This is a genomic window from Mannheimia cairinae, assembly GCF_028649535.1.
In the GTDB taxonomy this organism is placed as follows: Bacteria; Pseudomonadota; Gammaproteobacteria; order Enterobacterales; family Pasteurellaceae; genus Mannheimia; species Mannheimia cairinae.
Map to the genome: position 1 here is coordinate 188,442 of NZ_JAQSJE010000009.1, position 15,733 is coordinate 204,174.

At 38.0% G+C, this 15,733-nt stretch carries 13 protein-coding genes; 11 read left to right on the plus strand and 2 right to left on the minus strand.

The genetic code is table 11. From position 1 onward, the window contains the following. Positions 1 to 92 precede the first annotated feature (92 nt). Positions 93 to 2,921, plus strand: a complete 2,829-nt coding sequence (uvrA, locus tag PTQ27_RS09930) for an excinuclease ABC subunit UvrA (RefSeq protein WP_273748834.1) — start codon at positions 93 to 95, stop codon at positions 2,919 to 2,921. Between the two features lie 171 nt (positions 2,922 to 3,092). Further along, positions 3,093 to 4,091 (plus strand): virulence RhuM family protein, encoded by a 999-nt coding sequence (locus tag PTQ27_RS09935; RefSeq protein WP_273748833.1) that lies wholly within the window; start codon positions 3,093 to 3,095, stop codon positions 4,089 to 4,091. 73 nt (positions 4,092 to 4,164) lie between these two features. Here PTQ27_RS09935 and dauA read toward each other — a convergent pair whose 3' ends face one another. Continuing rightward, the gene (gene dauA / locus PTQ27_RS09940; protein ID WP_273748832.1) at positions 4,165 to 5,913 is read right to left on the minus strand and encodes a C4-dicarboxylic acid transporter DauA; all 1,749 of its coding nucleotides are present in this window, start codon (positions 5,911 to 5,913) and stop codon (positions 4,165 to 4,167) included. 263 nt (positions 5,914 to 6,176) lie between these two features. Next, positions 6,177 to 6,839 (minus strand): NAD(P)H-dependent oxidoreductase, encoded by a 663-nt coding sequence (locus tag PTQ27_RS09945; RefSeq protein ID WP_273748831.1) that lies wholly within the window; start codon positions 6,837 to 6,839, stop codon positions 6,177 to 6,179. Between the two features lie 240 nt (positions 6,840 to 7,079). On the opposite strand from PTQ27_RS09945, the gene pheS reads away from it, so the two are divergent. From pheS to PTQ27_RS09990, 9 genes are all read left to right on the plus strand, one after another. Next, the gene (gene pheS, locus PTQ27_RS09950; protein ID WP_273748830.1) at positions 7,080 to 8,066 is read left to right on the plus strand and encodes a phenylalanine--tRNA ligase subunit alpha; all 987 of its coding nucleotides are present in this window, start codon (positions 7,080 to 7,082) and stop codon (positions 8,064 to 8,066) included. 67 nt (positions 8,067 to 8,133) lie between these two features. Beyond that, complete coding sequence (gene pheT / locus PTQ27_RS09955) at positions 8,134 to 10,521, plus strand: phenylalanine--tRNA ligase subunit beta (protein ID WP_273748829.1); 2,388 nt, start codon at positions 8,134 to 8,136, stop codon at positions 10,519 to 10,521. Between the two features lie 67 nt (positions 10,522 to 10,588). Further along, positions 10,589 to 10,891: an integration host factor subunit alpha gene (locus tag PTQ27_RS09960; RefSeq protein ID WP_273748828.1), complete on the plus strand. Its 303-nt coding sequence runs from the start codon at positions 10,589 to 10,591 to the stop codon at positions 10,889 to 10,891. 65 nt (positions 10,892 to 10,956) lie between these two features. Further along, positions 10,957 to 11,475 carry an NlpC/P60 family protein gene (locus PTQ27_RS09965; RefSeq protein ID WP_273748827.1) on the plus strand — a complete coding sequence of 173 codons (519 nt, stop codon included), beginning with the start codon at positions 10,957 to 10,959 and terminating at the stop codon, positions 11,473 to 11,475. A 23-nt stretch (positions 11,476 to 11,498) separates the two neighbouring features. Continuing rightward, positions 11,499 to 12,542 carry an outer membrane-stress sensor serine endopeptidase DegS gene (gene degS / locus PTQ27_RS09970; RefSeq protein ID WP_273748826.1) on the plus strand — a complete coding sequence of 348 codons (1,044 nt, stop codon included), beginning with the start codon at positions 11,499 to 11,501 and terminating at the stop codon, positions 12,540 to 12,542. Positions 12,543 to 12,551: 9 nt separating this feature from the next. After that, entirely contained in the window at positions 12,552 to 13,226 is a 675-nt protein-coding gene (cmk, locus tag PTQ27_RS09975) for a (d)CMP kinase (protein ID WP_273748825.1), read from the plus strand. A 98-nt stretch (positions 13,227 to 13,324) separates the two neighbouring features. After that, entirely contained in the window at positions 13,325 to 14,992 is a 1,668-nt protein-coding gene (gene rpsA / locus PTQ27_RS09980; protein WP_273748824.1) for a 30S ribosomal protein S1, read from the plus strand. A gap of 100 nt (positions 14,993 to 15,092) precedes the next feature. Next, on the plus strand, positions 15,093 to 15,404 hold the full coding sequence (locus tag PTQ27_RS09985; RefSeq protein ID WP_273749050.1) for an integration host factor subunit beta: 312 nt from the start codon (positions 15,093 to 15,095) through the stop codon (positions 15,402 to 15,404). A 39-nt stretch (positions 15,405 to 15,443) separates the two neighbouring features. After that, positions 15,444 to 15,731, plus strand: a complete 288-nt coding sequence (locus PTQ27_RS09990; protein ID WP_273748823.1) for a LapA family protein — start codon at positions 15,444 to 15,446, stop codon at positions 15,729 to 15,731. Positions 15,732 to 15,733 lie beyond the last annotated feature (2 nt).

The window sequence follows — 15,733 nt, forward strand, 5'->3', positions numbered from 1 at the left end:
TTGAACACCAGAAAACTGATATTTTGTACAGTTTTATCAAAATATGCGATAATGCTCGAAAATTTAACAAAAAGAATTTACGAGAAAATATTATGCAACATATCGATATTCGTGGGGCGAGAACGCACAATTTAAAAAATATCAATTTAGTGTTACCACGAGATAAGTTTATTGTAATTACGGGACTTTCAGGCTCTGGCAAATCATCGTTAGCCTTTGATACGCTTTATGCAGAAGGGCAACGTCGCTATGTGGAATCACTTTCTGCTTATGCTCGCCAATTCCTTTCTTTAATGGAAAAACCAGATGTTGATCATATTGAAGGGCTTTCACCAGCGATTTCTATTGAACAGAAATCGACCTCTCATAACCCTCGTTCAACGGTAGGTACCGTTACTGAAATTCACGATTATCTGCGTTTATTATTTGCCCGTGTGGGCGAGCCTCGTTGCCCTGATCACGATGTGCCGCTGGCAGCTCAAACCATTTCGCAAATGGTAGATAGAGTATTAGAAGAGCCAGAGGGAAAACGCTTGATGTTGCTTGCCCCTGTGGTAAAAGATCGTAAGGGTGAACACGTAAAATTATTAGAAAATTTGACCGCTAGCGGTTATATCCGAGCCAGAATTGACGGAGAGATTTGCGATCTTTCCGATCCGCCTGCATTAGAACTTCAGAAAAAGCATACCATTGAAGTAGTGGTGGACCGTTTCAAAGTACGAGGCGATATTGCCACCCGTTTAGCAGAGTCTTTTGAAACAGCGTTAGATTTATCTGGCTCAACGGCGATTATTGCTGATATGGACGATCCGAATGTGGAAGAAATAGTATTTTCTTCTAGCTTTGCTTGCCCGCATTGTGGCTATTCATTATCAGAATTAGAACCTCGCTTATTCTCATTTAATAACCCTGCAGGGGCTTGCCCAACCTGTGATGGTTTAGGGGTAGAGCAGTTTTTTGACGAGAAAAAAGTAATTCAAAACCCAGATGTTTCTTTAGCGGCAGGGGCAATTAAAGGCTGGGATCGCCGTAGTTTCTATTATTTTGGGCTACTAAAATCTGTCGCAGAACATTATGGTTTTGATATCGAAATCCCTTTCGGGCAACTGCCGAAAAAATACCAATCTATTATTCTCAACGGTAGTAAAGATGAAATTGAATTCGTGTATGTAAATGACCGTGGCGATAAAGTTAAGCGTAAGCACAAATTTGAAGGTGTGCTGAATAATATGGCTCGCCGCTATAAAGAAACTGAATCCAATTCGGTGCGAGAAGAACTGGCAAAATATATCAATAATCGCCCTTGCTTGGATTGTAATGGTTCACGTTTACGCCGTGAGGCTCGTTATGTATTTTTAGATAAAACTAACTTACCAATGGTATCTGAAAAAAGTATTGGCGAGGCATTAACCTTCTTTGAAGAGATTAAACTTTCAGGGCAAAAAGAGAAAATTGCTGAAAAAATCTTAAAAGAAATTCGTGAACGCTTGCAGTTTTTAGTTAATGTTGGTTTGAATTACTTATCGCTTTCTCGTTCGGCGGAAACCCTTTCAGGCGGTGAGGCTCAACGTATCCGTCTTGCCAGCCAAATTGGAGCGGGCTTAGTCGGGGTAATGTATGTGCTAGATGAGCCTTCAATCGGCTTGCACCAACGAGATAACGAACGTTTATTAAATACCCTTGTGCATTTACGCAATTTAGGCAACACCGTCATTGTGGTGGAACACGATGAAGATGCGATTTTAGCCGCAGATCATATTGTGGATATTGGAGCAGGGGCTGGTGTACACGGCGGTCAGGTAATTGCTCAAGGCACGGCAAAAGAGATTATGCAGGTTAAGGAATCAATTACAGGGCAGTTCTTATCGGGCAAACAAAAAATTGAAATTCCAGCTCAACGTGTGCCTTATGACGATTCCAAATTACTTACTCTAACTGGGGCAAGCGGTAACAATTTAAAAGATGTGAAATTAGAAATTCCGGTCGGGTTATTTACCTGTATTACAGGTGTTTCTGGTTCGGGAAAATCAACGCTGATTAATGACACCTTATTCCCACTGGCACAAAATGCATTAAATCGTGCGGAAAATACCGATGTTGCACCTTATAAATCGATTGATGGTTTATCTCATTTTGATAAGGTAATCGATATCGACCAAAGCCCAATTGGGCGTACACCTCGCTCAAACCCTGCAACTTACACTGGGCTATTTACCCCAATTCGTGAGCTATTTGCCGGTACGCAAGAGGCAAGAGCCAGAGGTTATAACGTTGGACGTTTTAGTTTTAATGTAAGAGGTGGACGTTGCGAAGCGTGCCAAGGTGATGGGGTAATTAAGGTGGAAATGCACTTCTTGCCTGATGTCTATGTACCGTGTGACCACTGTAAAGGCAAACGCTACAACCGTGAAACCTTAGAAATTCGTTACAAAGGTAAAACCATTCATCAAGTGCTGGATATGACGGTGGAAGAGGCAAGAGAATTTTTCGCCCCAGTTCCAGCAATTGCACGTAAATTACAAACCTTGATGGACGTTGGCTTATCTTATATTCGCTTGGGGCAATCTTCGACTACGCTTTCTGGTGGGGAAGCCCAGCGTGTGAAACTAGCTACCGAACTATCAAAACGTGATACTGGAAAAACGCTCTATATTTTAGATGAACCAACTACAGGCTTACATTTTGCCGATATTAAACAGCTACTTGGTGTATTACACCGATTGCGTGATCAAGGCAATACGATTGTGGTGATCGAGCATAATTTAGATGTGATTAAAACCGCCGACTGGATTGTTGATCTTGGCCCAGAAGGTGGTAGCGATGGTGGACAAATTATCGCAACAGGTACCCCAGAACAAGTGGCGAAAGACAAAAAATCCCACACAGCTCGTTTCTTAAAAGAAATTTTAGCCAAAGGCTAATAAATCAAAGGCAACAAGCGGTTATATTTTTCTACTTTTTGCAAAATGGAAGAGAAATATGACCGCTTGTTTTATGGAATTTTGCGATCTCTATCGAAAAATTAAGTTTTTCAATTAGACAACCTTTTTACAAGCGGTAGAATTTATTGGAATTTTTACAAAGGAATATCTATGACTAAACTCATCCGCAATAGCACGGCTGAATTTTTAATTTTTACTAATCAATCAGGCGAACAAAGCATTGAGGTTCGTTATGAGGATAATGAAATTTGGCTGACCCAAAAAAGAATCTCAGAATTGTTTGAGGTATCATTGCCAACAATTAATGAGCACTTAAAACATATTTTTGAAAGTAATGAATTAAATGAACTTTCAGTTATTCGGAAATTCCGAATAACTGCCTCAGACGGTAAAAATTACAACACTAAACATTATAATCTTGATGCGGTAATTTCAGTTGGCTATCGTGTTAATTCTGTTCGTGCAACGCAATTTCGCCAGTGGGCGACACAAGTTTTACGTGAGTTTTCACAAAAAGGTTATGTGTTAGATCGTCAGCGAATGGAAAACGGAACTTTCTTAGGTGAAGATTACTTCGAGCGTTTGTTAGAAGAAATTCGGGAAATTCGCCTTTCTGAACGTCGTTTTTATCAGAAAATTACTGATATTTATACAACAGCCATTGATTACAATAAAGAGGCTCCTACCACAAAAACATTTTTTGCGACTGTACAAAATAAACTGCATTATGCAATTCATCAACACACGGCAGCAGAATTGATTATGGAGCGTGCAAATAGCAGTAAACCCAATATGGGGCTAACCACTTGGGCAAAATCACCCGATGGCAAAATTCTAAAAAGTGATGCCTCTGTTGCAAAAAATTACTTAAATGACGAAGAATTAAAAGATTTAGGGGCTATCGTCAATGCTTTTTTAGATTTAGCCGAACGTCGAGCAAGACGTCAAATTCCAATGACAATGGAAGATTGGGCAAAACGATTAGATCTGTTTTTGAACGCAGATGATCTGCCGATTTTAGAGGGTAGAGGCAAAATTCGTTTTGATGAGTCTAAACTTTATGCCGAAACCGAATTTGAGAAATATCGAGTGATCCAAGATAAAAATTTTGAAAGTGATTTTGATAAGCTAATTAAAGGCACACTTTAATTTATTTGAATGGCAAGCGGCTATATTTTCTTAATTTTTGCAAAATAAAAGAGAGATATAACCGCTTGTTTTTTTATTGCTGAGCCTGTTCGACTTCTCGAATTTTGGAGAAAGTCGATTCCAAATCGCTACTAAATTGAATTTTTTGAATTTCGGCAACACTTTTTTGTGAGCGAACTAACATTCTCATCGGTTGGAATTGGACATTACTCATATAGAGCGTTTGGTGCGGTAGCATATGTTGTACAAAGCGAGTAAGTGCGTGAATTCCCCCTGCATCGAGTACGGTAACGGCATCGCATTGTAAGACGATGTGTTTGATTTCGTGGTCGGTATGGACGGTTTTTTCGTGTAAGTCTGCAAATAAGTTATCGGCAGCCGCAAAGAATAGAGGGCCACTGATGCGGTAAACCAACACATCTTCTAAATCAGCTGGGTGTGCCATTTCAAAGGTTTTTGTCATTTCTGCAATGGTGCGGATAAAGAGCAAGCTTGCTAATAACACGCCAACTGTAATTGCTATTACCATATCAAATAAGACGGTCAAGCTGATACAAGTAAGGAGTACCGCAATTTCATTTTTGCCCGAACGACGACTTAATTGGATAATTTGCGGAATATCCGCCATATTCCACGCAACGACTAATAGTAATGCCGCCATTGAGGAAAGTGGCAGGTAAGATAGTGTTTTAGCAAAAAAGAGCAGTGCGAATAGCACCAAAAGTGCGTGAATAACGCTCGAAATAGGCGAAATAGCACCAGAACGCACATTTGCAGCCGAACGAGCAATAGCTGCGGTAGCGGTAATTCCACCAAAAAATGGGGAAACAATATTACCTAATCCTTGTGCTAAGAGTTCATTGTTTGAGTGGTGCTTGGTATCAGTCATATTATCACACACTACGGCACAAAGAAGAGATTCAATCGCCCCAAGCATTGCCATTGAAAAGGCTGCTGGCAATAGTGCTTGAATTGTTGTGATATTCCAATCAATAGTGTTACCTTGGGCGTTAGGAATATTCCAAGGTAATGCTAACTCGGGTAGAACACTTGGAATGCCGTGTCCGATAGTACCGTCTGATAAAGTGTAACTAAACGCAGAGCCAATAGTTGCAACATTTTGCTCTCCAAATTGGATTAAGATTAACGAAAGAATCGTACCAATAAAAACAGCAGGCAAATGTCCAGGAATGGGTAAACGTAATTTATGCCAACGAGTCAGTACTAAAAAAGTGGTTACACCAACTAAGGTATCTGCCCAGCTTATTGTGGGTAGTGCCGTAAAAATTGCATTCACTTTACCAAGATAAGATTCTGGCATATGTTCAATGGTTAAACCTAAAAAATCTTTAATTTGCAGTGTGGCAATCACAATACCGATACCGCAAGTAAAACCAAGGGTAACGGGTAATGGAATATATTCAATTAGACGTCCTAATCGCAATAATGCCATCAGTACTAAAATAATACCTGAAAGCAAGGTTGCCATTAGTAACCCGCTTAACCCAAATTGTTGGGTAACAGGGTATAGAATCACGACAAAAGCAGCAGTCGGGCCTGAAATATTAAATCTTGATCCACCCGTTAAAGCAATCACAATACCGGCAATAATTGCCGTATATAAACCGTGTTGGGGCGGAACGCCACTGGCGATGGCAAGAGCCATTGAAAGAGGAATAGCAATTACACCAACAGTTAAGCCGGAGATAATATCTCTGATTAAATGCTTTTGTGTATAACCTGATCGAAAAGTATCTTTTAATGCACTAAAAGGTTTGACGGCAAGAAAGGTATTTTTTGTTAAGAACCATTTATGTAACATATCTTATCCAATTACAATACAACAAAATTGAAAGGTAATTTTACTGATAGATGACGAAATTAAATTTGAGCTAACGCAAGAAAATAGCAGAATTGTGTATTTGATGTATCGGTTTGATTCCAAGCAACAAAAAATGAAATTTTGAAAGAGTACGGAATGTTCTGATAATCTATAATAGCAGAATAGAGCGGTAAGATTTCTTCAAAATTTTACCGCTTGTATTAAGGGGAATGTCACGTGAATAGGGGATATTACTCTATTAATTATTCAATCCACGCAATCACTTCTTCTGTTGGTTTACGAGATTTTTTCTTAATTTCTTGTGCACGATAACCAAAGGTAACCATACAAGAAATGCCATATTCACTTAGGTCAAATAATCCTTCATCAGCTAATATTTGATTAACAGTATCATAATGAAAACCTTCAATCGGGCAAGAATCAATGCCAATTAAGGCTGCTCCTGTCATCATATTTCCCAGTGCAATATATGTTTGTTTGGTACTCCAATCAAATAGGGTACGTTCGCTCTCTAGAATTTTCATATCTTCAGCTTGGAATGATTTATAACGAGCCACAGAAGCTTCAATCTGTTCTGTAGTTAAGCCTCGTTTATTTAAAGAGTCTCGTAAATAGTCAGAATCGTAACGTACATTTTTTTTCGTTAAAATAACAACTAAATGGCTCATTTCTTCCATTGGATGTTTAATTCCCCAACAAAAAGGGGCGATTTTGGCACGAATTTCAGGGTTTTGTAGCACTAAAAATTTCCACGGTTCAGAACCAACAGAACTAGGTGAAAGTCTGCCTAGCTCTAAAATATAGTCCATATCTTCTTTGCTAATTTTTTTGCTTGTATCGTATTTGCGACAAGCTGAGCGAAAATTAAATGCGTCTAACACCTGTTGTTTGTTAATATTAAACATCGTTTTTCCTCTTTGTTTTTGGCTAAAATAAGGTTAATCATACCCTGATTTAGCTAATAAAGCGAATTTCAAATAAGGTAAATAAAATTTTGCAAAATTATGCGGAAATTTAACCGCTTACCTGTAATTTCTTTACCTTGAAAATCAACAATTTAGCTTATCAGCTAATTTACTTTTTTAGGATAAAGTATTATTATTCAAGAAATTTTTTGTCATCAATATAGATTTAGAGGATAGGTAATGCAACACCTAAAAGATTTAACAAATAAAGCACGTGAGGCTTTAGATAAAATTGACCAAAATTTAGATGCTTTAGAAGAGTTTCGAGTAGAATATTTTGGTAAAAAAGGGCATTTTACGGCATTAATGCAAGAGCTTCGTAATATTGCAGCAGAAGAAAGACCATCAGTTGGTGCTAAAATCAATGAAGCCAAACAGGCGGTACTTGATATTCTAAATGCGAAAAAAGAAGAATGGGAGCAGGCAGCATTAAATGCCAAATTAGCAAATGAAAGTATTGATGTTTCATTACCTGGGCGTAAAACGGAATTAGGTGGTTTACACCCAGTTTCTATTACGATTGAACGTGTGGTGAGATTCTTTTCCGAGTTAGGTTTTACGGTTGCAAATGGCCCAGAAATTGAAACCGATTACTATAATTTTGATGCGTTAAATATCCCAGCTCATCACCCGGCTCGTGCCGATCACGATACTTTCTGGTTTGATGCAAAACGTTTATTAAGAACACAAACCTCTGGTGTACAAATCCGTACAATGGAAAATGTTAAACCGCCTATCCGTATTGTGGCACCAGGGCGTGTATATCGTAACGATTACGACCAAACCCACACACCAATGTTCCACCAAATCGAACTATTATATGTGGATAAAAAAGCCAACTTTACCGAATTAAAAGGTTTAATTCACGATTTCTTAAAAGCATTCTTTGAAGAAGATTTACAAGTGCGTTTCCGCCCGTCGTTCTTCCCATTTACCGAGCCTTCAGCAGAGGTTGATGTAATGCGTCAAAACGGAAAATGGTTAGAGGTGTTAGGTTGCGGTATGGTGCACCCTAATGTATTACGTAATGTGGGCATTGACCCTGAAGAATATAGCGGTTTTGCTGTGGGTATGGGCGTAGAGCGTTTAACAATGCTTCGCTACAATGTAACGGATTTACGTTCATTCTTTGAAAACGATTTACGTTTCTTAAAACAATTTAAGTAATCATATTTAAACGTTATACAAGCGGTCAAATTTAAGCAAAATTTTGCAAATTAAAGGATAAATTATAATGAAATTCAATGAATCTTGGTTGCGTGAATGGGTAAACCCTGCGGTAAATACAGAGCAATTATGCGACCAAATTACAATGTTAGGTTTAGAAGTCGATAGCGTAGATCCTGTTGCAGGCGAATTTACAGGGGTTGTTGTTGGCGAGGTGGTTGAGTGTGCCCAACACCCTGATGCAGATAAATTACGAGTAACAAAAGTGAATGTCGGTGGAGAGCGTTTATTAGATATCGTTTGCGGTGCACCAAACTGTCGTCAAGGTTTAAAAGTGGCTTGTGCGGTTGAAGGGGCAGTTTTACCAGGTAATTTCAAAATCAAGAAAACAAAATTACGTGGCCAGCCATCAGAAGGAATGCTTTGTTCTTATTCGGAATTAGGCATTAAAGAAGATCACAGCGGTATTATCGAATTACCTGCCGATGCCCCTGTTGGTACAGATTTCCGTGAATATTTAAATCTAAATGATGTGGCGATTGAAATTAGCTTAACCCCAAACCGTGCGGATTGTTTAAGCATTGCAGGTATTGCCCGTGAAGTTGGCGTAATCAACCAAGCGGAAGTGAAAGCACCTGTTATCACTCCAGTTACAGCAACAATTACCGATAAAATTTCTGTAGAGCTACAAGCTCCAGAGGCTTGCCCACGTTATTTAGCCCGTGTGGTAAAAAATGTGAATGTAAAAGCAGCTTCGCCATTATGGTTGCAAGAAAAATTACGCCGTTGCGGTATTCGTTCTATCGATCCGATTGTAGATATTACTAACTTAAGCTTATTAGAATTAGGTCAGCCTATGCACGCTTTCGATGCAGCGAAAATTGAAGGTGGTATTCAAGTGCGTATGGCAAAAGCAGGCGAAGAATTAGTTTTATTAGATGGAACAACCGCAAAATTACAAGAAAATACCTTAGTGATTGCCGATGACAAAGGTGCATTAGCAATGGCGGGTATCTTCGGCGGTGAGGCAAGTGGTGTAAATGAAAATACTACAGATGTTGTGCTGGAATCAGCATTTTTTGCACCGCTTGCAATTACAGGTCGTGCTCGTCAATACGGCTTACATACCGATGCATCACACCGCTTTGAACGTGGTGTTGATCCAGAACTTGCTCGTCAAGCAATGGAGCGTGCAACGGCACTATTATTAGAAATTTGTGGTGGCGAAGCTGGCGAAATTGTCGAGGCGGTTAGTGAAGAAAACTTGCCAAAACGTAATACTGTCACGCTACGTCGTAGTAAATTAGATGCTGTGATCGGGCATCATATTGAAGATACAACTGTTACAGATATTCTTACTCGTTTAGGTTTAAATGTGACTTTTGCAAATGATAGCTGGACTGCCGTTGCACCAAGCTGGCGTTTTGATATTGAGATTGAAGAAGATCTAATTGAAGAAGTTGCTCGTATTTATGGCTATAACAGTATTCCAAATAATTCGCCACTTGCTCATTTAACAATGAAAGGCACGCCAGAGAGGTTGTTAGAAGCAAATCGTATCCGTATGGCATTAGTGGATAGCGATTACCAAGAAGTGGTAACTTATAGTTTTGTCGATCCGAAAAAACAAGAATTGTTACATCCAAATCAAGAAGCGTTAATTTTACCTAATCCAATTTCAAGTGAAATGTCGGCAATGCGAGTGTCTCTGCTAACTGGTTTACTCGATACGATTGCTTATAACCAAAGCCGTCAGCAAAATCGAGTGCGTATTTTTGAAGCAGGGTTACGCTTTATTCCAGATAGCAATGCGGAATCTGGTGTTCGCCAAGAGTTTGTTTTTGGTGCGGCTATTGTTGGTGATAAACGTCCTGTTCATTGGGAAAACAAAAGCGAAGCTGCAGACTTCTTTGACTTAAAAGGCGATATGGAGCGAGTATTCTCATTAACGGCGATTCGTCACGATTTACAATTCGTAGCAAAACAATTCCCAGCATTACACCCAGGACAATCAGCAGCAATTATGCTTGATGGTAAAGAAATTGGGTTTATCGGAACAGTTCACCCGTCTATTGTGCAAAAGCTAGGAATCAAAGGCAAACCGATTGTATGTGAAATTATTGCCTCTGCGATTAGCGAACGTCTTGTTGCACAAGCAAGTGAAATTTCTCGTTTCCCTGCGAATAATCGTGATATTGCAGTAGTAGTAGATGAAGTAGTACCTGCAGGCGATGTATTAGAAGCTTGCCGTCAATCTGCTGGTACTAAGTTAGTTGCAGTCAATCTATTTGATGTTTATCGTGGTGCCAACCTCGAAAATGGTAAGAAAAGCTTAGCAATTAGCTTAACTATTCAAGATAACGAAAAAACATTAGAAGAAGATGAAATTAATGCAGTTATTCAATCTGTATTAGATGAATTAGCAAAACGTTTTAATGCGGTTCTTCGTGATTAATCATCTCAATAAATGCGGTTGGTATTAAATATCAACCGCTATTATTAAAATAAATGAAGGATAAGTTATGGCTCTTACTAAAATTGAAATTGCAGAAAATCTTATTGAGAAATTCGGTTTAGAAAAACGTGTTGCGAAGCAGTTTGTTGAATTATTCTTTGAAGAAATCCGCTTATCGCTTGAAAAAGGAGAAAGTGTAAAATTATCTGGGTTTGGTAATTTTTCACTTCGAGAAAAAAAATCTCGCCCGGGACGAAATCCAAAAACAGGTGAGAATGTTGCTGTTTCTGCTCGCCGAGTCGTTGTATTTAAAGCTGGGCAAAAGTTACGTGAACGAGTTGAAAATTTCAATATTCAATCTGATGAGTAATTTATTCTCAGGCTTACGTAATATTAGGATATGAAAGTAATTCATTTATGAGTATGGAGCATTAGATGAAACTAACGAAATTATTATCCTTAGCTATTTTATTAACAAGTATGTCAATCTTATCGGCTTGTTCAAGTACAGATTCATCTGGCAAAACTAGAACTGGAAGTAAAATTTATCATTCATCTTATCACTCAGATCTCTCTGATCCTATTATGGCTATCAGTCGTTTAAGTGAGCATCAATATGAATGGAAAGGAACACGTTATCGGCTAGGAGGTAACAGTAAAGCAGGTATTGATTGTTCCGGTTTTATGCAAGTTACTTTTCGAGATTTGTTTGGTATAGATTTGCCAAGAACAACAAATGATCAGGCTAAAAAGGGCAAAAAAATTGCTAAAAAAGAATTGCGTACAGGAGATCTCGTGTTTTTTAAGACGGGAAGAGGGCCAAATGGTAAGCACGTTGGTGTTTATGTAAAAAACGGGCAATTTCTTCACGCATCTACAAAAGGTGGTGTAATTTATTCCGACATAAATTCACCTTATTGGTCAAAAACATTTTGGCAGGCTCGTCGTTTATAACTTACGTTATTTGAGGAAAAACAATGCTGAAAAAAATAGGACAAGCGGTTATTTTTGGACTTTTTTGTGCAATCCTAATCTTGTTTGTAGCACCTTTAGTGCAACATAAAGGCAATATATTTTCTTTTTCGGCATTAACTAAACCTAATATCGCAAGCTACAGTTCAGCAGTAAAGCTCGCATCACCGGCAGTTGTGAATGTATATAATCGAAACTTTAGTTCAGAAAATGCAATGTTTGAGGTAAAGAATTTAGGCTCTGGTGTGATTATGAGCAATGATGGTTATATTCTAACTAATAAGCACGTAATTGAAGATGCAGATCAAATTGTTATTGCGTTACAAAATGGATTAATTTCGGCTGATGTTAAATTAGTTGGAGATGATTCCTTAACGGATTTAGCGGTACTAAAAATAGATGCTGAGAATTTACCTACTATTCCACAAAATACCGAACGAAAAATCGAAGTAGGGGATGTGGTATTAGCAATAGGAAATCCGCTTAATTTAGGGCAAAGTATTACTCAGGGGATTGTGAGTGCAATAGGTCGAAATACTTTGACAGATAGTGGCAGGCAAAACTTTATTCAAACAGATGTTTCGATAAACCAAGGAAACTCTGGTGGTGCTTTAATAAATAGTGCTGGTGAATTAATCGGGATTAACACATTGCGTTTAGGGAAAAATACCAATGAGTTATCAGAAGGATTAAATTTTGCAATCCCTATTAATCTAGCTAATCAAATAATGAATAAAATTATTAAAGATGGACGAGTCATTCGAGGTTATTTTGGTGTAAGTACAGATTTAATTGATACAGCTAAACTACAAGGTTATGCAAAAGGCGTTATCATTGCTAATGTGAATCGAGGTGGCCCGGCCGCAAAAGCAGGTATAGAAGCTGGAGATTTAGTATTAAAAATAGGGGATGTTGAGGCATTATCGCCATCACAAATGATGGAGGCATTAGCGGATATGGAACCTTATACAACAGTAAAAGTCGTTGTTCAGCGAGGAAATCAAATACTTAATTTTGATGTAACAATTACTGAACTACAAACGCAATAGGTAAATTTAATGGAAAAGATAGTTATTACAGTTGATGGTCCAAGCGGTGCAGGTAAAGGAACACTATGCTATGCGTTGGCAGAAAAGCTAGGTTTTGACTTTTTAGATTCAGGGGCTTTATACCGTATAACAGCGTTAAGTGCTGTCAAAAAAGGGATTGCACTAGATGATGAAGACAAATTAGCAGAGGTTGGGCGAGATTTAAATATCCAATTTTTGCCTAACGAGGGTGAAATTAGCGTTATTCTTGATGGAGAGAATGTCGGCGATCAGATTCGTACTGCACAAGCGGGTCAAAATGCTTCAAAAGTTGCAGCGTTTCCTAAAGTTAGAGCTGCGTTGTTAGATCGTCAGCGTGCATTTAGCACTGAAAACGGCTTAATTGCCGATGGACGAGATATGGGGACAGTTGTCTTTCCAGATGCTAAAATTAAACTATTTTTAGACGCAAGTGCAGAAGAACGTGCAAAAAGACGTGTAAAACAGTTGCAAGAAAAGGGATTTAATGCTAACTTTGACGAGATTTTAGCCGAGATTAAAGAGCGTGATTTTCGTGATAGAAATCGTGAGGTCGCCCCCCTTATTCCCGCTAAAGATGCGTTGGTTTTAGATTCAACGCATTTATCTATTGATGATGTGATCAACCAAGCATTAGATTATATCGCTCAATATATTAAATATTAATTTTTTGTTGGCTTTACACAGGATTTGTTTAGCTTTTATTACTAACCCCGTTTAGCAGGATGTTAGATGGATGTTTATTTTTAAAAGAAGATTTATTTATGTCAGAATTATCGTTTGCTCAACTACTTGAAGAATCATTTGCAGCTACACCACGTTTAGGTGATGTTGTTAAAGGTACAGTTGTTGCTATCCAAAAAGGTCTAGTTATCGTTGATACAGGTTTCAAATCTGAATCAGCAATCGACGCATCAGAATTCACAAATGCACAAGGCGAATTAGAAGTTCAAGTTGGCGATGAAGTTGATGTTGTTCTTAAAGCTGTAGAAGATGGTTTCGGTGCAACAGTTGTTTCACGTGGTGATGCAAAACGTAACGAAGCTTGGATTGCTTTAGAAAAAGCATTCGAAGAGCAAGCTACAGTTGTTGGTTTTGTAAATGGTAAAGTTAAAGGTGGTTTCACTGTTGAATTAAACGGTGTACGTGCATTCTTACCAGGTTCATTAGTTGATACTCGCCCAGTTCGTGATTCTTTAAACTTAGAAGGTAAAGAGTACGAATTCAAAGTAATCAAATTAGACCAAAAACGTAACAACGTAGTTGTTTCTCGTCGTGCTGTAATCGAAACAGAAAGCAACCAAGATCGTGATGCTGTATTAGCAAGCTTAGTTGAAGGTTCTGAAGTTAAAGGTACAGTTAAAAACTTAACCGACTACGGTGCATTCGTAGATTTAGGTGGTGTTGACGGTTTATTACATATCACTGATATGGCTTGGAAACGTGTTAAACACCCAAGCGAAGTGGTTAATGTTGGTGATGAAGTAACTGTTAAAGTATTAAAATTTGACAAAGAAAAAACTCGTGTATCATTAGGCTTAAAACAATTAGGTCAAGATCCTTGGGTTGTTATCGCACAGAACCACCCAGTTAATAGCAAATTAACTGGTAAAGTGACTAACTTAACAGACTATGGCTGTTTCGTTGAAATTTTAGATGGTGTTGAAGGTTTAGTTCACGTTTCAGAAATGGATTGGACTAACAAAAACATCCACCCATCTAAAGTGGTTAATGTAGGTGATGTTGTTGAAGTAATGGTACTTGAAGTTGATGAAGAGCGTCGTCGTATCTCATTAGGTTTAAAACAATGTAAAGCAAACCCTTGGGAACAATTTGCAGCGACTCACAACAAAAATGATAAAGTATCAGGTAAAATCAAATCAATCACTGATTTCGGTATCTTCATCGGTCTTGAAGGTGGTATCGACGGTTTAGTTCACTTATCAGACATTTCTTGGAATGTTTCAGGTGAAGAAGCAGTTCGTAACTACAAAAAAGGCGACGAAGTAGAAGCAGTTGTATTACAAGTTGATGCAGTTAAAGAGCGTATCTCTTTAGGTATCAAACAATTAGAATCTGATCCGTTCACAAACTTTGTAGATAGCACGAAAAAAGGTGCAATCTTAACTGGTAAAGTTGTAGAAGTAGATGCAAAAGGCGTTAAAGTTGAATTAGACGGTGGCGTTGAAGCGTTTATTCGTGCAAACGAAGCAACAGCTGAGCGTGTTGAAGACATCACATCTGTAATTTCTGTAGGCGATTCAATCGAAGCGAAATACACAGGTGTAGATCGTAAATCACGTGTTGTAAACTTATCTGTTCGTGCAAAAAATGAAGCTGAAGAATCAGCTGCACTTGCTCAAGTAAACAGAGAAGAAGTAGTTGTTCCTAATGCATTTGCTGAAGCTTTCAAAGCAGCAAAAGGTGAATAATTAGCTAATTGCGAGTTAAATAATGGGTATGCAGAGCATACCCATTAAACATAGAATTACAATTTTGAATATTTACTTTTATGTTTAGTGATTATTCAAAATTGAATTAGAGTTATTTTATGAGGGAAATATGACTAAATCTGAATTAATTGAGAATTTAGTTTCTAAAAATCCTACTTTACAGATGAAAACGGTAGAAGATTGTGTAAAAGAAATTTTAGAGCATCTTTCATCAACATTAGAAGAAGGGAAAAGAATAGAAGTAAGAGGCTTTGGAAGCTTTTCTTTGCATTATCGTCAGCCTCGTATAGGCCGTAACCCAAAAACAGGCGATAGTGTTTCTTTATCTGCAAAATATGTCCCTCATTTTAAAGCAGGTAAAGATTTAAAAGAGCGAGTAGATTTAATTTAAGCTATTCATATATCACATCATAGTAATAAAGGAGATTATATGGTTAAGTATATTTTAGGTATTTTAATTGTAATTGCGGTAATTATTGTGGCAATTACAGTTGGGGCTAATAATGATCAACTTATCACCTTTAATTATATTGTTGCTCAAAGTGAACTACGCTTATCGAGCTTAGTTGCTGTTTTATTTGGATTAGGCTTAATTCTAGGTTGGTTAGTAACGGGTATTTTCTACTTAAAAATTAAAGTACAAAATATATCGCTTAATCGTCGTGTAAAACGTCAGGCTCAGCAAATTACTGAATTAACAACGCCAAAGGCTGAATAATC